21 protein-coding genes are annotated in these 19,678 nt (G+C 37.8%); 20 read left to right on the top strand and 1 reads right to left on the bottom strand.

Annotation, left to right across the window (positions count from 1 at the left end):
- Positions 1-39: 39 nt before the first annotated feature.
- The 13 genes from R2S08_RS25820 (at position 40) to R2S08_RS25760 (ending at position 11,079) form a co-directional block, all read left to right on the top strand.
- Positions 40-2,751, top strand: a complete 2,712-nt coding sequence (locus tag R2S08_RS25820; protein WP_316837829.1) for an alpha/beta hydrolase family protein — start codon at positions 40-42, stop codon at positions 2,749-2,751.
- 20 nt (positions 2,752-2,771) lie between these two features.
- Entirely contained in the window at positions 2,772-3,512 is a 741-nt protein-coding gene (locus tag R2S08_RS25815; protein WP_316837828.1) for a hypothetical protein, read from the top strand.
- A gap of 8 nt (positions 3,513-3,520) precedes the next feature.
- On the top strand, positions 3,521-3,958 hold the full coding sequence (locus R2S08_RS25810) for a MauE/DoxX family redox-associated membrane protein (RefSeq protein ID WP_316837827.1): 438 nt from the start codon (positions 3,521-3,523) through the stop codon (positions 3,956-3,958).
- A 391-nt stretch (positions 3,959-4,349) separates the two neighbouring features.
- Positions 4,350-5,384, top strand: a complete 1,035-nt coding sequence (locus tag R2S08_RS25805; RefSeq protein WP_316837826.1) for a hypothetical protein — start codon at positions 4,350-4,352, stop codon at positions 5,382-5,384.
- A 12-nt stretch (positions 5,385-5,396) separates the two neighbouring features.
- Positions 5,397-6,257, top strand: coding sequence for an alpha/beta hydrolase (locus R2S08_RS25800; RefSeq protein WP_316837825.1), 861 nt, complete (start codon positions 5,397-5,399; stop codon positions 6,255-6,257).
- Positions 6,258-6,756: 499 nt separating this feature from the next.
- The gene (locus R2S08_RS25795; RefSeq protein ID WP_316837824.1) at positions 6,757-7,164 is read left to right on the top strand and encodes a hypothetical protein; all 408 of its coding nucleotides are present in this window, start codon (positions 6,757-6,759) and stop codon (positions 7,162-7,164) included.
- A 15-nt stretch (positions 7,165-7,179) separates the two neighbouring features.
- Positions 7,180-7,569, top strand: coding sequence for a helix-turn-helix domain-containing protein (locus R2S08_RS25790; RefSeq protein ID WP_316837823.1), 390 nt, complete (start codon positions 7,180-7,182; stop codon positions 7,567-7,569).
- Between the two features lie 322 nt (positions 7,570-7,891).
- On the top strand, positions 7,892-8,533 hold the full coding sequence (locus R2S08_RS25785; RefSeq protein ID WP_316837822.1) for a hypothetical protein: 642 nt from the start codon (positions 7,892-7,894) through the stop codon (positions 8,531-8,533).
- Positions 8,534-8,657: 124 nt separating this feature from the next.
- The gene (locus R2S08_RS25780; protein ID WP_133783005.1) at positions 8,658-8,960 is read left to right on the top strand and encodes a hypothetical protein; all 303 of its coding nucleotides are present in this window, start codon (positions 8,658-8,660) and stop codon (positions 8,958-8,960) included.
- A gap of 47 nt (positions 8,961-9,007) precedes the next feature.
- The gene (locus R2S08_RS25775; protein WP_316837821.1) at positions 9,008-9,586 is read left to right on the top strand and encodes a hypothetical protein; all 579 of its coding nucleotides are present in this window, start codon (positions 9,008-9,010) and stop codon (positions 9,584-9,586) included.
- A gap of 319 nt (positions 9,587-9,905) precedes the next feature.
- A complete protein-coding gene (locus R2S08_RS25770) occupies positions 9,906-10,226 on the top strand; it encodes a hypothetical protein (protein ID WP_133783009.1) in 321 nt (106 codons plus the stop codon).
- A 260-nt stretch (positions 10,227-10,486) separates the two neighbouring features.
- Positions 10,487-10,885 (top strand): hypothetical protein, encoded by a 399-nt coding sequence (locus R2S08_RS25765; RefSeq protein WP_316837820.1) that lies wholly within the window; start codon positions 10,487-10,489, stop codon positions 10,883-10,885.
- 5 nt (positions 10,886-10,890) lie between these two features.
- Complete coding sequence (locus R2S08_RS25760) at positions 10,891-11,079, top strand: hypothetical protein (RefSeq protein ID WP_316837819.1); 189 nt, start codon at positions 10,891-10,893, stop codon at positions 11,077-11,079.
- 54 nt (positions 11,080-11,133) lie between these two features.
- Here R2S08_RS25760 and R2S08_RS25755 read toward each other — a convergent pair whose 3' ends face one another.
- The gene (locus R2S08_RS25755) at positions 11,134-12,294 is read right to left on the bottom strand and encodes an ATP-binding protein (protein ID WP_316837818.1); all 1,161 of its coding nucleotides are present in this window, start codon (positions 12,292-12,294) and stop codon (positions 11,134-11,136) included.
- Positions 12,295-12,606: 312 nt separating this feature from the next.
- Between R2S08_RS25755 and tcmP the strand changes: the two genes are divergently transcribed.
- The 7 genes from tcmP to R2S08_RS25720 all read left to right on the top strand — a co-directional run bounded on the left by tcmP (position 12,607) and on the right by R2S08_RS25720 (position 19,566).
- The gene (tcmP, locus tag R2S08_RS25750; RefSeq protein ID WP_316837817.1) at positions 12,607-13,701 is read left to right on the top strand and encodes a three-Cys-motif partner protein TcmP; all 1,095 of its coding nucleotides are present in this window, start codon (positions 12,607-12,609) and stop codon (positions 13,699-13,701) included.
- A gap of 91 nt (positions 13,702-13,792) precedes the next feature.
- Positions 13,793-14,554 (top strand): phage Gp37/Gp68 family protein, encoded by a 762-nt coding sequence (locus R2S08_RS25745; RefSeq protein ID WP_316837816.1) that lies wholly within the window; start codon positions 13,793-13,795, stop codon positions 14,552-14,554.
- 385 nt (positions 14,555-14,939) lie between these two features.
- Positions 14,940-15,587: a DUF6266 family protein gene (locus tag R2S08_RS25740; RefSeq protein ID WP_316837815.1), complete on the top strand. Its 648-nt coding sequence runs from the start codon at positions 14,940-14,942 to the stop codon at positions 15,585-15,587.
- A gap of 125 nt (positions 15,588-15,712) precedes the next feature.
- Positions 15,713-16,357, top strand: coding sequence for a DUF6266 family protein (locus tag R2S08_RS25735; RefSeq protein ID WP_316837814.1), 645 nt, complete (start codon positions 15,713-15,715; stop codon positions 16,355-16,357).
- Positions 16,358-16,805: 448 nt separating this feature from the next.
- Positions 16,806-17,549 carry a hypothetical protein gene (locus R2S08_RS25730; protein ID WP_316837813.1) on the top strand — a complete coding sequence of 248 codons (744 nt, stop codon included), beginning with the start codon at positions 16,806-16,808 and terminating at the stop codon, positions 17,547-17,549.
- A gap of 189 nt (positions 17,550-17,738) precedes the next feature.
- The gene (locus tag R2S08_RS25725) at positions 17,739-18,320 is read left to right on the top strand and encodes an RNA polymerase sigma-70 factor (RefSeq protein WP_316837812.1); all 582 of its coding nucleotides are present in this window, start codon (positions 17,739-17,741) and stop codon (positions 18,318-18,320) included.
- 94 nt (positions 18,321-18,414) lie between these two features.
- Positions 18,415-19,566 (top strand): FecR family protein, encoded by a 1,152-nt coding sequence (locus R2S08_RS25720; RefSeq protein ID WP_316837811.1) that lies wholly within the window; start codon positions 18,415-18,417, stop codon positions 19,564-19,566.
- The last annotated feature ends 112 nt before the right edge of the window (positions 19,567-19,678 follow it).

Below are 19,678 nucleotides of genomic sequence, written 5' to 3'. Positions count from 1 at the left end.
TTGAAATATCTTAAATAAACAATACTTTATAAAACACACATGAAATTTACTAAAATAGTTTATTGGGTATTTATATTGTTTTTTTGTAAAACCAATATTGTATCAGCACAGAAAAAAAAAATTGATTCAAACACATATATGCATTGGAGTTCTGTTTCGGGAGTTCACATAAATGATAATGGGAAATATGTTTATTATACTATTGAAAATGAGCCTGTAGGTTATAGTACTTTTGTTCTTCAATCTACCGAAAATACTTGGAAACGAAGTTATGTCGGCATAAGTGGTCAATGCTTTTTGAACACAGAAAAAGGAGATTATGCTATAGTTCTGGATCAAAAGTATCGTTTGATGATAATCTCACTGGGAAAGGATGTGGTTCAATACATTAGTGGAGTAAGTTCATTTAATGTAGATCCAAATTGCGAAAGCGAATGGATTACTTATCAGGAAAAAGGTTCACAAGGGAAATTAGTTCTTCAAAACATAAACACAGGAAAAAGGCATGCTTATAAGAATGCAATTAATAAAATTCTTGGGTATGATGATCAAACGGTTATTTTACAAACTGAAAAGAAAATTAATGATCAGACCGTACGGGAACTAAGTTGGGTTAATTTAAATACTGGAAAAAGTAGGTTGATAATTGAAGGTCTAAATGTAAAAAATATCATACTAGATATGAGGCATAACCAACTGGCATTTATATCCGAAAAGGGGCTATTTTCTTTCCATATGAACGATCACAGGCTGCACCAGTTAATCAACTACCAAACAACACATTTTGATTCAGGGTTAAGATTGGGAGGAGTCGACCGATTTAGCAATGATGGAAATCGGCTCTTTATAGAATTAACAGAAAAGGATAAACCAAAACCAAAAGATGGAAGGGTTGAAATTTGGAGTTACCTGGATCAGAAAATACAATCTCAACAAGAGAATGAAATTGGATCCAGAAATTATGCTGCGGTGATAAATTTGAAGGATGGTAAAATGATCAGGTTAGAGAACGAATATGAACATTTAGCATCAAATCCGTTTAAAGACGGATCTCCAGATACTATTCGAATCCTTTATCATGATAGTAAGCTTAGAGATGGTATCACTTCAACCCGAGATTTAATTTCATTAACAAGTGGAAAAAGAACTCGGCTAAAATATCAGCCAGAGGGAATATCTCCAAGTGGTAAGTATCTAATTTATCTTGATCCAGAAATACATAATTATGTCAGTTATAATATTAAAACAGGAGTTTACCATAACATATCTAAAGCGTTTTCTGAAAATTTTTTAAAACCTGATATGAATAGGGCTAGAATTGCAAGATGGTTAGATAATGATGAAAGTGTGCTTTTCTATGATACATACGACATATGGAAATTTGACTTATCAGGACAGAAAACTCCAGTAAATTTGACTGCAGGGTATGGCAGAATTCATAATTTTGTTTTTTCCCTAGCATTTGAACAGTTTCATTCTTATTCATTAAAAGAAAATGAAAAAATCATATTGAGTGCATTTGATTTAAAATCGAAAAGAAATGGTTTTTATAGTATAGACGTTGATAAATCAGAAGATCCGAAACTTCTAAGTATAGGTGATTATATTTATTATGCTCCTTGGATGATTACTGTTGATGTTGGAGAAAATATTCCTATTAAGGCAAAAAATGCAGAAACTTACATTGTAAGTAGGATGAGTGCTAAAGAATCCCCTAACTACTTTTGTACACAGGATTTTAAAACATTCAAGGCCCTAAGTAATGTCTATCCAGAGCGTAATTATAACTGGTATACAACAGAACTACACACCTGGACGTCTCCGATTGGAACAAATTTACAAGGTATTCTATATAAACCTGAAAACCTCGATCTGACAAAAAGATATCCTATTATTTTTAACTATTATGAAGATAAATCAAATAATTTGAATGCTTATATCAGGCCTGAAGTTTTGTACGGAGGTGGTAATATTGACATATCCACTTATATAAATAATGGGTATTTGATCTTTACACCAGATATTGTTTATAAGGTAGGTGATCCAATGCAGGGAACATACGATGCTGTAGTTTCAGCTGCAAAATATATCAGCACTTTACCTTATGTAGATTCAACAAAAATGGGAATTCAAGGCTTTAGCTGGGGTGGTGTTCAAACCAATTATTTATTAACACATACCAATCTATTCGCAGCTGCTTGTAGTGCTTCGGGTATTGCTGATTGGGTGAGTGATTATGGAGGATTATATTCAAATGGTAATCCTCTTAGCGTCAGATATGAATGGGGACAATTTAGAATGGGCAAGGATGTTTGGGAAATTCCTAATACTTACATCAAGACTTCTCCAATATTCAAGTTAGATAAGGTCACAACACCGTTTTTAATTATGCATACGAAGAAAGATGGCGTATGTTCTTATGACGATGCCCTCAAATTTTTTATTGGACTTCGGCGATTAGGTAAAAGAAGTTGGATGCTTGCTTATTCAGAAGGTAATCACGGTCTTTTGGGTAAGGAAGCAGAGGATTTTGCTACTCGTATGATGCAGTTTTTTGATCATTATCTGAAAGATAAACCTGCGCCTGTATGGATGACGCGTGGCATATCAGCCGAAAGACGCGGATTGGATAATGGATTAGCCTATGACAGAGAAATCAAAACCCCAGGTCCCGGCCTGTTAACACCTTCGGAGCAAAACACAGTAGATAGTCTAATGACAAGGAAATCCATATTAATAGAGTTGAAATAACTAGATAATAACATATGAAAATGAAAAATAAAACAAGAAAATTCTTGTTTCTAGCGATAGCTATGCTCAATTTTTGGAACATTGGTTTACAAGCACAAAAGAAAAATGAGCCGTTTACAAAAGATAATTTAATTGCTATGAGTCAACATTTGAATGACACGGAGGGTGAATCCTTTAAGCTGTTCCTCAATAATCAGGAGAAAGTAAATGCGGTATTAGGAAAAGACAAAGCACAATACTTGTTGCGCGATGCCATTTCGAAGGCTTATTTTCAGGGTGTTAACGCTGTAAATAAACCCAATTTTGATTGGACAGATTTACAAAAGACAATGAAATCCAAATTTGGAGAAATAGGGCAAGAGACATTGTATGGCAAACAGATGATATACTATATGATGACTAAAGATTGGAGAAAGTTTGGGAAGTATTATGTGCTTTATTTTGAAAAAGCATTAAAGCGACCTGAATATGTAGTCAATGATATTACCTGGCCTTTGTTTGAAAACGTGAATGATCCTAAAGTATTAAAATTTGCTTGTGATGTCGTGATGAAACATGCAATGGAAGAGTGGTATCAGAACGATCCAGCATCCTGGGATACTTATGCAAACTTGTTGTATAAGACAGGGAGGAAAGAGCAGGCTATCGCGTGGGAAGAGCGCGCAGTAAAACAGTCCAATCAGGATAAGGTTTTCTTGGAAACTCTAGAGAAAATAAAAAATGACATTCCTACCTGGAAGGTCGATTCGAATAATCCTTAATAATGCCTATGAAATCTATTAAGAAAAGTATATTCACAGAGGTAATCTGTGCATCTTTTATCCTCTTGTTTGTGTATGCTGCGGTAAGTAAAATAAGGGACTTCGAGAGGTTTAGTGTTGAACTTTCGAAATCACCTATCCTAAATCCAATTGCCAGCTGGGTTGTCATTGCAATTCCTTCGATTGAAATCGCATTGTCTATCTTTTTAATAGTTAAGCGTTTCAGACTAGCTGCATTATATGCGTCTTTCAGTCTAATGGTCATGTTCTCAGCATATATCGTAGCTATTCTGAAATTTAGTTCTTATATCCCTTGCACTTGTGGAGGGGTATTACAAAATATGAGCTGGAAAGAACATTTGATATTCAACTTATGCTTTGTGGTACTAGGAACAATTGGTGTTTTGATGTATCCGGCAAAAGTCAAGATCTTATCTGCGCAATAAGAGGGAAAGCCTGCACCCTAGAAAGAAAAGGCATGAATTAACCTATAAAACAATGAATTTAAGAAGTGTTTTTTTAAGTAGTATTGTCCTACTTGGCTTAGGTGCTGCATTTGGATTTAAGTCTGAAAAAAGGGTCAATTGGGTTTCCGATTGGATATATTCCGATTCAGGAATAAACCAATGTATAAAGACTTCTGGGGCAATTGCAAATGAACCTATTTGTAGTCCCTGGAATACTGGACCCGTTTGTACTGTCACACCGGGAGTGCTTTCTACACGGACTGCCTATTACCCTAATTCAAATTGTACATTGCCCTGGAGGCAACCTTAGTCTCTGATTTTTATCCCGGAAGTTATCTTCCGGGATACTTTAATCCTTTATTCATTTTTTATGTTGAAAACCCGACTGTTTATATTGATTGCTCTTCTTATTGGAAGCACATTAGGTGTAGCCATTCTGTATGGCGCAACTGAGTATATGGCAAAATCACCTAATGCCTTTATTCGTAAAATACCACCTTTTCCAATTACAGCGGATAACGTGAAGGATTTAAAAAATGGTCAGCTATATTTCGCCGGGCAAAATGGAAACTACTTTTATCTGGGGAATCGTTATATCAAGAATTTGCTCTTTCAGGTAGATCTTAAAACCTTAGATACGCAGAAGGTTTTGCTGAAAGCGCCCAGAAATTTTAAACCCCTTGAAGATGCTTATGTAGAGATTGATTCTTCCAATTTGTTTTTAATAGATGGAATTAAAGCCAAAATAAGTACTGGTTCTACAACCGATTATACTTTAACACAAGACATTGTTGGTCCATATTTTTCTGCTGCAGTTCCTTTGTCTGTTAATTCCTTTCTTTTTAGATCTATTGGTGGAAACAATGTAAATGTTTTGGGTAAACAGCAAGTGAGGGGTATGACTTTTGTGAGAGAGGATTTGTTGAAGAAGCAAATTGATGGGGTATTTTGTACAGATGGTATTTTTCTGCAGGTACCAAAGTATAATAAGGTGTTTTATATCTATCACTACAGAAACCAGTTTCTTAGCCTGGATACTAATCTTAGTTTGCTATATAAGGGAAAGACCATTGATACCAATAGCCTGGCAAAGATTAAAGTTGGAAGAATTAAATCTTCAAACCAGGTTACGATGGCTTCACCACCACTATTGGTCAACAAGCAAGCTTGTGCCAATAAAGACTATTTGTTTATCCGCTCTGCCTTAAAAGCAGACAATGAAACAGATGATATGCATGATAAAGCAACAGCTATTGATGTGTATTCAGCAAATGATGGGAAGTACAAACTCAGCTTTTACTTGCCGGAGTTCGCTGGCGAAAAGTTAACGGATTTCAAAGTATACGATAAAATGCTGGTGGCACTTTTTGGGCACTATATCTATACGTTTAAACTCAATTTTTAGAACGAATTATTCATGAAACATAAAATATTAACTCTGATGCTCTTTTTAATGGTTGGGTATACTGCGGTAGCACAACAAGTGCTGCCGCTCTACCCCGATACTATCCCTGGAAGTACAGTAAAACTTTCCAAAGAAGAAGAACCAAACTTGACCCTATATCTACCCATTAAAGAAAAAGCCACTGGTACAGCCGTACTAGTCATCCCAGGAGGAGGTTACGGTTTCCTTGCCTTCGAAGAAGAAGGGATAGCTATAGGCAAAGCTTTTGCCGAAAAAGGGATTGCGGCTTTTGTGCTCAAATACCGGTTGCCAAAAAAGGAAACCATGCGAGATAAAAGCTATGGACCATTGATGGATGCACAGCAAGCCATGAAAGTAATCCGGTCAAATGCGGTAAACTGGAACTTCAATCCTGCAAGTGTCGGCGTAATTGGGTACAGTGCTGGAGGGCATCTGGCTTCGACCTTAGGTACGCATTTCTCTAAAAGCTATATCCCCAATAAAGATAACATCAGCCTCCGGCCAGATTTTATGATCTTGGTTTATCCTGTGATCAGCATGAATGACCAGTTGACGCATATGGGTTCAAAGATTAACTTATTGGGTATGGAGCCAAGCAAAGAAAAAGTAGCTTTGTTTTCTAATGAGCTGCAGGTGACTAAGGAAACTCCGCCTACTTATTTGACGCATTGTGGTGATGATCAGGTGGTGGATGTGAACAACAGCATTGTGTTTTATCAGGCTTTGCAGAAGAATGGGATAGATGCGGAATTGCATTTGTTTCCGAAGGGGAATCATGGGTTTACGCAAAGGTTGCCAGTTAGTGAGTGGTTGGATCCGATGCTGGGGTTTATGAAGAGGGAGGGGTTTTGAAATGAAAAGCCTCTATCCGGCACTCCGTGCCACCTTTCGTCCATGATATGGAGAAAGGGCAAGTGGGTGTAGCGAGTGGGAAAGGTAGGGCGTTATACAGGTTAGGCGCGATGCGTCATGTCGACGATAGGAGAGATCTATTTGCAAAGTGCTTACAGGTCTCTCGTCGCTGCGCTTCCCTCGAGATGACGGTGAAGGGGGGCGCCCATCGGGCGGGGTGGGGGTAGAGGGGAATACTAACCGCTTTTTCCAGCGGAATATAAAGGATGTTGTTCTTTGAAATTGTTTGTGAAAGGAAGGTTGTACACGTAAGATTCTTATAGACAATTAGGGATAAATGATATTCTACAAAGTATCCTAGTTAATTCTTTACCTTTCTTTCACAAACAATATTTACTGTTTTAATTGTTATCTCTCTGCGTTGTGTTTCGTAGAGGGATGCTTCGTATATATAAAAATCATCATTATTGTCAATTACCTTAATTTAACATCTCTAACTATGACTAAGTATCTTCAAAAAACCGGTCCTGAACTTTTCTTTGCTTTGCTGGAGGAAATAGGGAATACGCGTAAGCCTATCGAGCCTTTTTTTTCGGAACGGTTGACGCATGCGCATTATACGCTGACTTCGGACATCTTTGATATTATTGCTAATAACAATCAAAAGCAAACTGCTAAACATTTGATTGTGGTTAGGAAGTTGCTGGTTAAACTCCGGCAGGTCAAGGGGGTGGATTTGCTGGTTCGTTTTGATCCTGAACTGACGGATATTGGTGGTGCTGAGGGGAAGGAGGAGCCTGATGTTTTTCGGTTGAAACTGGTTCATCTGGTGTTGAGTGAGTTGGATAGGGTGATTGATTTTATTATTGATTATAAGCCGATACCGCGGGTGCCGAAGAAGATTTGATAAATTGTTATAGTGATGTTGCAGGAAACGAAATCATATGCTAAAGGTTTTAGGCTGGTAGACGCTGGCTATTACGCGCCAGACTTTCAGCGGTTAAGGGTATTGCAATCCTTGATTGAGAACGATTTTAGGTATAACCGGGATGTTTATGTGTATGCGGTTAAAATGGGTGTTTCTATTCGTGCATTGAACAGGTTTGCAAAGGCTTATTTGGGGAGATCGGTTTATGAGTTGCTGCAGGACAGGATTTACCGGGAGGCTTTGTATTTGTTGCAGTATACGAAGCATTCGGTTAAGGAGATTTCGGAGTTGCTGGGGTTTAGTGATTTGCCGTATTTCAGCAGGTGGTTTAAGGTGAGGAATGGGGTGACGGCTAAGGTTTATAGGAAGGGGTTTAAACCATAAAAACGTGAATTACAGGGTGCAGGAGGGGGAAAATATGTTTTCTGATCGCGCTGAATCTTACAGATTCTGAGGCTTGATCATGAAATCATATTTTCTTGGGTGCAGACCGGTAAGGGTGCAGAGTTGGGAGTATAATTCCTCTTCCTTATTGCCCTTCCAATTGAGATAGCATAGGTGGTTAAGTGGCGGGATTTAAATAAAAATCATCGGATATCCGGTACCAAGAAGTTCTTTGAAATGTTTGTGAGGCAAAATTATTTAGTATAAACTACTGATTTATTTTCGGTTATAATTGGTTGAAGTGTACGCAAAATTCGTACAGTTGAAATTGAAAGCTCCAGACGGCAAAATGCGCTTGACGGATGTTGCTGATACCGAACAGCTGTTGCGCTTAATACAATCTGTACCTTCTCCAAAGGCTGAACCTTTTAAAGTCTGGCTTGCAAAGGTAGGATATGAACGGATGCAGGAAATTGAAAATCCTGAATTGGCTGCTCAAAGAACCAGGCATATTTACAAAGCAAAAGGTTATAGTGACGAATGGATTGAAAAGAGGATCAGGGGTATTGCTGTAAGAGATGAATTAACAAATGAATGGAGTAAGCGTGGCGTTAAGGAAGGCTTAGAATACAGCATATTAACTGCTGAAATCAGTAATGCAACATTTGGTCTGATTCCTTCTGATTATAAAAACCTTAAGGGGCTTACAAAAGCTTCTGATAATTTAAGAGATCATATGACTGATGTGGAATTGATATTTACAATGCTGGGCGAAGCTTCTACTGCTGTAATTGCAACAAGTCGGGATGCTCAAGGTTTTGAGGAAAATCAGGATGCTGCAAAATTAGGTGGGAATGTAGCTGGAAGTGCATTGAAAGATCTGGAGAGAAAATCAGGTAAAAAAGTGGTCAGCCCAGTTAATTTTAAAACGTTGACACAATCAAAATCTAAGAAGTTAGAGTGATCTTTTGGTCTCACAAACAATCTGAATAAGTTAAAGAGAAACCGCTGTGATAGCGGTTTTTTTACCATTTACCTAATCAAATTTTTGCCAAAAATTATTAATTAACTAACTAAATATAAATTTTATGATCAAAACTAGTGACTTGGTCCAGTACTTCTGGACTCAGGCTAATCTCATCACGACTAAGGAGGGTGTTGAGGTGGTACTGCATGGGGATAAGCTTATTGAGATGAGTGTGATGCTCCGTAATCATGAGGAGAATGAGGTGCGGCTTCAGCTGAGATGTGCTTTTAACTCGCCTCTAAAATTCATTGAGGCTTTCGATTTGGTGTATCCGGAAGATGTTAAAAAGATCAGCATGGAAAACCTGCTGTTGCTGTATAAAAACGGGAAGGCGGAACTGAGTGTAACTGAGTATCCTTTATAGTATCCCAATGAAATTAAATCATTTATTAACTCTCAAAATAACGCTCTATGGCTATTGAAGAATTGCTTGAAAAACTACATGGTATGTTTCCTGTTACAATACCGTTCAGAACTGAACTTAAGGCTGTGATGTATGCTGAAGAGCATGATAAACTGAAAATTTTACTTAAAGAGGGTAGTAGTGTGGGGTTTGCCTTTTACCTGGAGATTGGGCTTGTGGAAGGTTCTGTAAAGAGAAATGGGATTAAGATGGTGGAACGTTTTTATAAGGCGGGTGAGATTTTTACAGATATGGATGGCTTTTTTGAAGGGAAGAAGGCGCTTATAGAATTCACAACGGTTACTAAGTGTAAAATATGGGTGCTGACGCGTGCTCATTATGTTGAATTGGAAAAATATAAGGAGACGGATAAGCTTAAAGATGCGATGATGCTTTTGGAAAAGCGTATTGATGCGGAACGGGCTTATATGATGACGCTAAGTGCGAAAGAAAGGTTTGCTTATTTTGCTGTGCGTTATCCTTTTCAGGAGCTGCCTAATAAGCTTTGTGCTTCTTTTGTGAGTATGTATGAGTCGGATTACAGCAAGTATAAGGCGGAATATTTAAGGGATAGGAATAACAAGTAATGTGTTGGTATGTAGTGTTTTGTCGAATTTAGGATATACTAAGTTTTCTTATTCGGAGTTTGGTGATCTTTGGATATATCAAAATTAAAGCACTCTATTATGAACATTACGCATCTCGGTTTCTCATTTACATTTCGAATTAAAGTAAACACTGCTGCCGTTCTTGGCTTGGTTAGCCCTGGCTTTGGTGTTGTCGGTTAATACCTGCGGGTGCCAGGTTTTCTGGTACTCGCTTGTTTCTTCCTGAATATTCTTTGTGGCGCGCGACACGGATTGAATATATAATCAATTAATTTTTAACAACTAATATTATTTAAACATGAAAAAATCGTTTAAAGCGGCTTTAATGGTCGTGCTGTGTGCTGGCGGGTTGACCGCGGCTTTTGCTTTTACGTCTGGTAAAAAGGCGGGTTTGATTGCTTACACGTACAATTTGGGTACGTCTACTGGTGCGAGGAATGCGGCTAACTGGACGCTGGCTACGGGGTCTACGCCGAGTTGTGGTGCTGCGGGTTCTGTTCCTTGCAAGGTTGTGTTTGATTCTTCTGTGTATCCTACGTTGCAGGATTATATTGATGGGCAGGGTTTTACGAGTGATGCGGAAGTGGCTTCCGGGCCTGGTGTGGTGAGTAAGCAATAACCTCTCTTGTTGTGAAAAATATGTTTTCTGATCGCGCTGAGCCTTACAGGCTCTGAGGCTTGATCATGAAAACATATTTTTCTTGGGTGCAGACCTGGTTGGTGTATTGGCTTTTCCGGGTGGTGAGCTGGAAAGGCGGAGATCCCGGATCAGGTCCGGGATGACGGCAACCATAATTTGGGTACAGGAAACCCGCAGCGGGCAGTGATGCTCTGTTCTGCGGGTTTTTATTTTTTAATCAATTTTAAACTTAAATATTAATGAATAACCATTTACGATTGAACATTTATTTGATGAGGGGGAACCGGGCTTGCTTGGTTTTTAAGAAGGACGGGATACTTTTTAGGGTGAACCGCTTGGTTAGGGCGCTGGAGTTTGTGGCGGAGATGGAGTTGTTGGCTAAGGGGATTGCTGCTGGTGGGATGCAGGAGTTTTATTATGAGCTGGTTGATGACCGGGGTGTGCAGTTGGTTTTTGAGTGTGATTTTGATCTGGAGGTGTTGTCTTTGTGTTTGTGGAAGCCTGATGGGAAGGCTTCTGGGTTGATGGTTAGGGTGTTTAGCTGGGTGGGGAGTGGGAATGATTTTAGGAAAGCGGTGCGGGATTTGACCCTGATGGCTGGTTGTGCCAGGATGTTTAGGGTGTATAGAAAGGGGTGAATGTTATGGCTAGGTTGTTTGTGTATACAAAGGACGTACAGGTGTTGACGGGTAAGGGTAGAACTGCTGCGCAGAAGCTCATTTCGGCCATTAAGGCGGAGCTGAATAAGGGCCGGAAGGACCTGGTTACTGTGGAGGAGTTTTGCAGGTATACGGGTTTGACGTTGGGATTGGTTTTGGAGCAGTTGCAATAGAGACGGCCGGAGTATATCCGGCCGTTTCTACTGCTGATATAATTGAGGATATAATTATGTATTTCTCCAACTGATTACGTCATATTTAGTTCGTTTCTGATCTTCATCACCACCGTAAATTAAATGTTTTTTAATAACCAGGCCAGGTGTTAATTCTTCAAAATAATCCAATTCTTTAAATAAAGAGGCTGAAATTGTTTGGGTTGCCTTGATTTCAAAAATATCAAAGCCATTGTGTGTTTTGATCAATAGATCGACCTCTCTGCCATTACTTGCTTGCCAGAAATTATAATCCTGGTGAAGATATTGATGATTATTTTTCTTCTGGTATTCTGCAATGATCATATTTTCGAAGAGATTGCCTTTAAGCCTGTTTTGTTCAAAATCTTCTGGTGTTCTGATGCCTAACAGGTGATTAAGCAATCCAGTGTCGTAAAAATAAAGTTTGGGGCTTTTTACCAGACGTTTATTGAAATTTTGATGATAGGGTTGGAGTTGAAATGTAATATAACTGCTTTCGAGAATAGAAAGCCATGCTTTTGCTGTGGGTTGAGATATATCACATTCATTTGCAAGTGAATTGATGTTTAATAGTTGGCCCGCCCGGGCCGCACATAAGCCAATGAACGTACGGAACAGACTTAAATCCCGGATATTTAGCAACTCGGTTACATCCTTTTCTATATAGGTTTGAATGTAATTGGCGTAAAATACCACAGGATCTATTTCACGTGTATATATGGCAGGATAAAATCCTTTAACTGCTGTTTGAGAATAGGAGGCGCCGGGAATACCGGCGTTTTTTAATTCGGAAAAATCGAATGGTAAAAGTTTAAATAAAGCTACCCTTCCGGCCAAAGTTTGCGTAATGCTGTTTAACAGATGGAAATTTTGAGAACCCGATAGGATAAATTGACCCATTTGTCCGCTGTCGTCTACTATGCCCTGTATGTAAGAAAAAAGTTCGGGTACGCGTTGAACTTCGTCAAAAATCACTTTCTGGTTATATAGGTTTAGAAAACCTACAGGATCTTCTGTTGCAAAGGCGCGTATATCTGGATTCTCTAAAGATACATAGCGATAATCGGGAAATATTTCTTTCAATAATGTTGTTTTACCGGACTGTCTGGGGCCAGTTAAAGCGATGATTGGGAATTTAGTTTTCTGCAGTTCTATCTTGCTGGAAATCTGTCTTGTAATAAATTTTTCCATCATCAAATATACGTTAATTTTGAAATTACACGTATTCTATTTTGAAAATACATGACTTTTATTTTGAAATTACACGGGTTTTATCTTGAAATTACATGGGTTTTATTTTGAATTTGCATGGATTTTTGTCTGGTGCGTGCTGATGAAATTGAGGATATAATTATTTCTACAGCTAGTTTTTATAACATGAAATATTGGTGTGTTTTTAAATTTATTGCATTGATAATCAATAATTTGTAAGTTTTATTTTCTTTAATTTTGTTGTTTTTTAATTATTGAAATATTATTTTTGCTGAAACTAAATATATACTTTGAATGGCAGCGATAGACTTGCACAGCAAACCTTTTGATGAACCAACGATTACCAAGTTGGAAATTTTTGAAGATTATACGGAAGCTTGGTTACCTACATTTATAATGCAAAAAAGATCAGTATGTATATTTGATTTTTTTGCTGGTACGGGATACGACAAAAACGGAGTTCCGGGCAGTCCAATCAGAATCCTTAATCAGATTCAACAACATAGGGGGAACATTTTTAAGAATGAAGTTGAGATAAAACTTTATTTGAATGAATATGATGAGAGTAAATATAATCTTCTTATGATTGCGTGTCGAAATTTCTTGGATAGCTTTCCGGGATTAGAAAAGATAGTGAAAATAGAATATAGTAATGAAGATTTTGAAAAGCTATTTCCAAAATTAGCTCCTGAAATTCATAAAAGTCCCTCCTTGGTGTTTTTAGATCAGAACGGAATTAAATTTACATCTGAAAAATATTTCTTAGAGTTGGAAAAAAGCAGAGAAGCTGATTTTCTTTATTTTAATTCTTCTTCATATTTTTGGAGATTCGGTGAAAGTCCTGAGTTTAAAATGCACCTTGATATCAATATGGACGAAGCCAAAAAAGATTATTATAAGTTTATTCATGTCAACATCATTGCTCAGATACGGAATAAGTTGCCTCCCCAAACTAAACTTAAATTGTATCCATTTTCATTAAAAAGAGGAGTGAACATTCATGGTATAATCTTTGGCGCTTCGCATCCGAGGGCGGTGGATAAGTTTTTAGATATTGCCTGGAAAAAGAATAAAAGCAATGGGCAAGCAAATTTTGATATTGACGACGAAGCCAGTATTAATCAAATCAATATGTTTTCGGGAGTGAGGAAGTCAAAAATACGTTCATTTCAAGATGGTGTTAAGTTTCGGATTTTAAATGGAGATATAAAGAATAATTTTGAACTGTACGATCATGTGATCGCCGAAGGACATGTTCCATCTCATGCTGTGGAATGTGTTAAACAGATGAAAAAGAATGGAGAAGTTTTTTATGACAATAATTCTCCTCTGGCAAATTATGAAAATGTCTATAAAAATAAACGCAAATTAGATTATAGATTAAAATAGGAGAAATAAGTGTTTTTTATGGTGAGTGCTAATTTTATTAGTAATATTGTATTTAAGGTAGATTTTAAATTATTATAATTTTGAAAGAATCATGGCGCAGTCAAATATAGAATGGACAGAATTAACCTGGAACCCAGTTACAGGATGTACTAAAATAAGTCCCGGATGCAAAAATTGCTACGCGGAAGTGATGACCAGAAGACTAAAATCTATGGGAGCGGAAAAATATAGTGAAGGATTTAAAGTGAAAGTTCATCCAGATACATTAACCATACCATTTACCTGGAAAAAACCGAAAGTTGTTTTTGTAAATTCAATGAGTGATTTATTTCATCCTGAGGTTCCTTTGGATTACATAAAAGCGGTATTTGCTGTGATGAATCAGACTCCTCAGCATATTTATCAAGTGTTGACAAAACGTTCTGAAAGATTAATGGAAATTGCAAATGAATTAAATTGGACAGAAAATATTTGGATGGGAGTTTCTGTTGAAAATGAAAAATATACTTACCGAATTGATGACCTTTCAAACACACCTGCAAAAACAAAATTTTTGTCTATTGAACCATTAATAGATGCGGTTAATACGCTGGATCTGCAAAAAATAGACTGGGTAATTGTAGGGGGGGAATCCGGGCCAAAAGCCAGGCCGTTGAAGAAAGAATGGGTTGATTTTATAAGGATGAAATGTGAGATGGCATGCGTTCCTTTCTTCTTCAAACAGTGGGGAAAACCTCAGTTTAATGTAAATCCTAATGACCCAACTATTGATGTAAAGCATCCTAAACATGCAAAAGGTGGATGTGAATTGGATGGTAAAATCTATAGGGCAATGCCCAAAAGAGCTGCATAAGAGACAGGAGAAAAAGCTGGATAGTCTATACTTAGACGGGCGTTTTAACTGTACATTCTCATTTAAAGCCCCCATTACATAATGGGGCTTTTTATTTTTAGGTATTTCTAACAACTGGTTATATCATTTTAATTTTGAATTTGCATGTATTGGTGGTCTTGTTCATACTGATGAAACTACTTTGTCTGAGCAAAAATACGTGGGTTTCTATGCCTGCTTTTGATCGTTTTTGACTGTCGATGCCTGTCTATGCCTGCTGTTCTAGGATGTTGTAAGTGGCTGATATACTTTTGTTTCGTAGGCTTTTGAAATCGCCGTGGCGCCGCGGCTGAGTTGGGGAGTTTATGAATTAACATGAGTATTTAACATTTAAAATTTCTAGAAAATGGGAAAGTTTTTAAAAGGAATCCTTGGAGGATTTAGTGGAAAAATTGGTAACGTGATTGGCGCTGTTTGGCGGGGTGTAGATTATATGCGGAGTTTGCCGCGCAAGTCTAGTAAACCGGCTACGGAGGCGCAGTTGATACCGCGTTTAAAGATGAAAGTGGTGGTTGGTTTTTTAAGGTCTATCAATGATCTGATTAAGATTGGTTATCAATCTTATAAGGGTAAGCAGACGCCTATGAATGCGGCGGTTGCTTTTCATATTGATAAGGCGATTACGGGTGTTTATCCTAATCTGAATATCAATTTTCCGAAGGTGGTGTTTAGTAAGGGGCGTTTGCTGAGGCCTTCGGCTCCTGGGGTGGAATCTGTTACGCCGGCTAAGATCAAGTTTGAGTGGTTGAACAATGCGCCTGCTACGGGTAGTTCTAGTGCTGCAACGGATATGGCGACTTTGCTGTTGTATAATCCGGGCAAGGAGCAGTTTGTGACGGCGGAAGACGTTGCGGCTCGTAGTGGGCTGACTTTTACGTTAGATGTGCCTGCGGAGTGGATTGGTGATGATGTGCATGCGTGGATGAGTTTTGTGGGTGTGAACCGCAAGGAGGTGTCTGATAGTGTGTATGTAGGAACGACTGCGGTGTTGTAGGTAAAGCGCCTGCTAACACGCCTCGTCATGCCGCTGCAGGGTGGTATCTTGGACTAGCGAGTCCGAGGTCCTGAAATAAATTCAGGATGACGAGGCGTTTTAAGTAAAATCGTTAGAAAAAAACAATGGCTATATATAAAAACGGGATAAATGGTCCATTTTCTGGAAAAGTGGGGAATGTAATTGGTGCGAGTAATAGGGGGGTGGATTACATCAGGAGCCTTCCTGTGCCTTCAAAGAAACCGCCGACTTTGGCGCAAATGAACCAGCGGTTAAAGATGGCGATTGTTAGTGGCTGGTTGAGGCCTTTGGTGGATGTGATTAATGTGGGTTATCAGAGTTTTAAGTGTTTAATGACCCCGATGAATGCTTGTGTGTCTTATCACTTAAAGAATGCTTTAAGCGGGGCTGATGCTGCATTTGAAATAGATTATTCGCAGGTTATTTTTAGCAGGGGAGAGTTGCTGATCTCGAGGGTTCTGGAAATTACACCGATGGCTGAAGGTCGGCTGCTCATCAAATGGGAGAATGCGTCGCCTTCTCTTTTCTGCGGGGATAGTGATCGGGCTAATTTTATTTTTTATAATCCGGATAAGGAGGAGTATGTGGTGTTTGAAAATATAGCCGATCGGGCAGCAAAAGAGGTGAGTTTGAAGCTGCCGGAGAATTTTTCGGGAGATGCTGTTCAGGGATGGATGCACTTTGTGAGTGCGGGAAGGGAAATGGTGAGTACAACTGTTTACTTTGGATTTCACCTTTCAAAATATTGATATTGTTGAAGCTGCAAAAAATATTTAAAGCATATAAACAATGGAACTGCGATTTAGTGCTTAATCTTCAGTGGAAATCAGGCGATAGCCGATTGCTATGATGAACATCTCTGCTGGTTTATTAGATCATCAAAAGATGTATACCTGTGAGATGGCTATTCCACTCCAATAAAGATGGAATTAAGATAGTGGGCGGGCATAGCTTTTCTGACATCACCCACCTATCTGCAAGGAAATTATACATTGGTAAAATAAAGATTTGTCGATTCTTAATAAAACAATACTAATTCATGAAAATATATTGGTTATTCATAATGATTGGTGTTGTGATTGAGAGGGTTTAATGATAATATGTAACTTGCTTCAAGTATAAAAAGTTATTCTTTGATTGAACGAAAATTATGCATTTGCTTACAGTTAAGCGTTTTGTGTTTTAAAATAAAAAACGATGAAAATATTTTCAATTCTATTGTTATATCTGATGTTACCTGCTATAGGTTTTTGTCAATCAGTAAATATGCCGGCGGTAGGTGCTTCAGAAGACCCTTCAACCACGATCAGCAAAATTGAGGTTACCCATAACAACACCATTATCACCTTTAAACATTTCTCCGATAAGGGTAAATGGGTGCAAATAAACAAAAGTATGTACCTTCAAAATGCCAATGGCGAGGAACGTTATGCTTTTATAAAATGCGAAGGAATTCCTTTGAGGCCATTAAAATATACGGCAACTACAGATAATGAACTGGTGGAATTTAAAGTCTATTTCGAAAAAGTGAAGCCTGGCACTAAAGAAATAAATATTATAGAACGTGCGTTGTCACCAATGGAACGGAGTAGTGAGATCAGATTCTTTAACTATTATAATGTGAGCCTATTAAAATCAGGTAAGAATAGTTCAGCTGGTTATACAGGTGTAGTTCAGGATTCAGTGCATTTATCAGCTCCTGCATTAACTGTCAATAGTGATTCTGTAATGTCTGACAATATATTTAACAATTTTTCCATAGTTTATAAAAACATATTTAATGCTCAGCTGAAGTTTTACGAGGATCCGGCAACGCTTGAAAGGCTGGCTGGTATTCATAAAAGCTATTACGATGCTTTGATAAAAAAGGGATTCTCAAAAGATGATGCCATGAAAATCTGCTCTTCGAAATCCATTTTTTCATTTGAGGCAACGAAATAGCTAGCCATTTTAGCGTTGATTTTAATGTCTTTAGAAAAATAAAGGCCAATTTCTGTAAGTTTTCACTCATTCCGGTATTGATCGGTGATGATGAACATCACATTGGTAAATTAATTTATGCAAACGTTTGCGCGCCAGAGTTCGAATAAAATAGTATAGATTTAATTTATAAAAAGATGATACATCCACATGCCTGTTCAAAATTCTTTAAAAGATTGTGAATTAATTGTCTTACTGAAGTCTGGTGATCAAACTGCATTTGCTGAAATTTATGAGCGGTATTGGACAGTGTTATTTCTTCATGCCCGTAACTTGCTGCGAAACAATGAGGAGGCCGCAGATATCGTTCAGGAACTATTTACCGGGTTATGGTTGAAATCAAAATCTCTTGATCTTAACGGTTCTCTTTCATCATATCTGTACAAAGCTGTTCGTAATAGAGTTTTTGATCATCTGAAACATAAAAAGGTAATGAATGATTATCTGAAATCTATCAATGATTTCATGCTGGAAGAACAATTGATTTCTGACGACTTATTACGGGAGAAAGAATTGGCAGCTATCATTGAAAATGAGATCAATGCGCTTCCTGAAAAAATGCGTGAGGTATTTATCTTAAGCCGTAAACAGTATTTATCCTATCAGCAGATTGCCCTTCAATTAAATATCAGTGAACATACTGTAAAAAGCCAAATTAGTAACGCATTGAGAATCTTGAGAACAAAGGTGGGTATGTCTGCCTTCCTGATTGCTTATTTGATGCATAAATAGGGTTCCTAAAATAATTTTATCTTTTTTTAACATTCATCTCATACTCGGGTAATAGTAAGTCGTCTTAACATTAAAATAGACGAAATACTTTCAGATGAACCAAACAGAACTAAAAGGCTTACTTGATAAATATATAAATGGAACCTGCAGCAAGGAAGAGACTGTTTTATTGGAAAGTTGGTACCTCTCAAAATCGAAACAAGATAAATGGACATTAAAAGATGATGATGAACTTTATTTATATAGAAAGCTGATTTGGGAGAACGTTCAGCAAAATACGGGCATCAGCCAAAAATTAAAAAATCGGCGTTCCTATCAGTTGTGGTCTAAAATTCTTGTTGCAGCTTCTATTGTATGTGTTTTGTCGGTTGGAAGCTATTATATGTTCTATGAAAATCCTAAAGAGCTGATTTCCCAAAACAGTGTGAAACATGATCTTTTGCCGGGTGGGGATAAGGCCGTTTTGGTGTTGTCAAATGGCAAACAAATTAGTTTAGGTAGTGCTCAAAATGGAATTATTGCTAAAGAGGAAAATACCCTGGTTCAGAAAAACGGTTCAAATGTTTTGAGTTACAAAGAAAGTGCGCAATATTCCGATAATAAGGGACAACCGGTATACAATACCGTTAGAACACCAAATGGAGGGCAATGGCCAATCATAGAACTGCCTGATGGCACCAAAGCTATTTTAGATGCCGGGTCTTCTATCTCTTTTCCTGTATCCTTTAATCAGGAACGCAAAGTAACGATTACTGGTCAGGTTTATTTTCAGGTGGTGCACAATTCGAATAAACCTTTTCGGGTAGCTGTTAATGGGGTAACTATTGAGGATATAGGAACTGAATTTAATGTAAATGCCTATAATGACGAGCCTTTGGTTAAGACAACATTGATAGAAGGTAGTATTAGTGTTGTAAAAAAGGCTCAAAAGATGGTGTTAAAACCGGGTCAGCAGGCCATAACAGAACCTGGAACAGATAGAATACGATCCAGGGAAGTCAATATTGAAGAGGTAGTGGCCTGGAAAAACGGATTATTTCAGTTCAATCATACCCATATTGATGTGGTCATGCGTCAAATTGCAAGATGGTACGATGTTGAAATTGTTTATAAAGACGATGTTTCTAACGTTTCTTTTTCAGGTAACCTGTCCCGTAATTTAAAAGCATCGAGATTGTTGGAAATGATGAGTGTTACCGGCCTGCACTTTAAGATTGAGAACAAAAAAATAATAGTGATGCGCTAAAGATAAAAAACCAAACTTTTCACCTAACCAATTATATACATCATGGAAAAATAAATGCGAATCCTTAGAGTTTAAACAAGAATGCCGGAAAGCGGTCCAACGCTTCCCGACA

It is taken from the genome of Pedobacter nutrimenti, from assembly GCF_032678445.1.
Taxonomy (GTDB): domain Bacteria; phylum Bacteroidota; class Bacteroidia; order Sphingobacteriales; family Sphingobacteriaceae; genus Pedobacter; species Pedobacter nutrimenti_A.
The sequence above is the reverse complement of the archived record's forward strand: the minus strand, read 5'-3'. Positions and strand labels throughout refer to the sequence as shown.

Coding starts and splice junctions, on each gene's coding strand:
- R2S08_RS25820 (WP_316837829.1), top strand. CDS start 40: ATGAAATTTACTAAAATAGTTTATTGGGTATTTATATTGTTTTTTTGT.
- R2S08_RS25815 (WP_316837828.1), top strand. CDS start 2,772: ATGAAAAATAAAACAAGAAAATTCTTGTTTCTAGCGATAGCTATGCTC.
- R2S08_RS25810 (WP_316837827.1), top strand. CDS start 3,521: ATGAAATCTATTAAGAAAAGTATATTCACAGAGGTAATCTGTGCATCT.
- R2S08_RS25805 (WP_316837826.1), top strand. CDS start 4,350: ATGTTGAAAACCCGACTGTTTATATTGATTGCTCTTCTTATTGGAAGC.
- R2S08_RS25800 (WP_316837825.1), top strand. CDS start 5,397: ATGAAACATAAAATATTAACTCTGATGCTCTTTTTAATGGTTGGGTAT.
- R2S08_RS25795 (WP_316837824.1), top strand. CDS start 6,757: ATGACTAAGTATCTTCAAAAAACCGGTCCTGAACTTTTCTTTGCTTTG.
- R2S08_RS25790 (WP_316837823.1), top strand. CDS start 7,180: ATGTTGCAGGAAACGAAATCATATGCTAAAGGTTTTAGGCTGGTAGAC.
- R2S08_RS25780 (WP_133783005.1), top strand. CDS start 8,658: ATGATCAAAACTAGTGACTTGGTCCAGTACTTCTGGACTCAGGCTAAT.
- R2S08_RS25775 (WP_316837821.1), top strand. CDS start 9,008: ATGGCTATTGAAGAATTGCTTGAAAAACTACATGGTATGTTTCCTGTT.
- R2S08_RS25770 (WP_133783009.1), top strand. CDS start 9,906: ATGAAAAAATCGTTTAAAGCGGCTTTAATGGTCGTGCTGTGTGCTGGC.
- R2S08_RS25765 (WP_316837820.1), top strand. CDS start 10,487: ATGAATAACCATTTACGATTGAACATTTATTTGATGAGGGGGAACCGG.
- R2S08_RS25760 (WP_316837819.1), top strand. CDS start 10,891: ATGGCTAGGTTGTTTGTGTATACAAAGGACGTACAGGTGTTGACGGGT.
- R2S08_RS25755 (WP_316837818.1), bottom strand. CDS start 12,294: ATGATGGAAAAATTTATTACAAGACAGATTTCCAGCAAGATAGAACTG.
- tcmP (WP_316837817.1), top strand. CDS start 12,607: ATGGCAGCGATAGACTTGCACAGCAAACCTTTTGATGAACCAACGATT.
- R2S08_RS25745 (WP_316837816.1), top strand. CDS start 13,793: ATGGCGCAGTCAAATATAGAATGGACAGAATTAACCTGGAACCCAGTT.
- R2S08_RS25740 (WP_316837815.1), top strand. CDS start 14,940: ATGGGAAAGTTTTTAAAAGGAATCCTTGGAGGATTTAGTGGAAAAATT.
- R2S08_RS25735 (WP_316837814.1), top strand. CDS start 15,713: ATGGCTATATATAAAAACGGGATAAATGGTCCATTTTCTGGAAAAGTG.
- R2S08_RS25730 (WP_316837813.1), top strand. CDS start 16,806: ATGAAAATATTTTCAATTCTATTGTTATATCTGATGTTACCTGCTATA.
- R2S08_RS25725 (WP_316837812.1), top strand. CDS start 17,739: ATGCCTGTTCAAAATTCTTTAAAAGATTGTGAATTAATTGTCTTACTG.
- R2S08_RS25720 (WP_316837811.1), top strand. CDS start 18,415: ATGAACCAAACAGAACTAAAAGGCTTACTTGATAAATATATAAATGGA.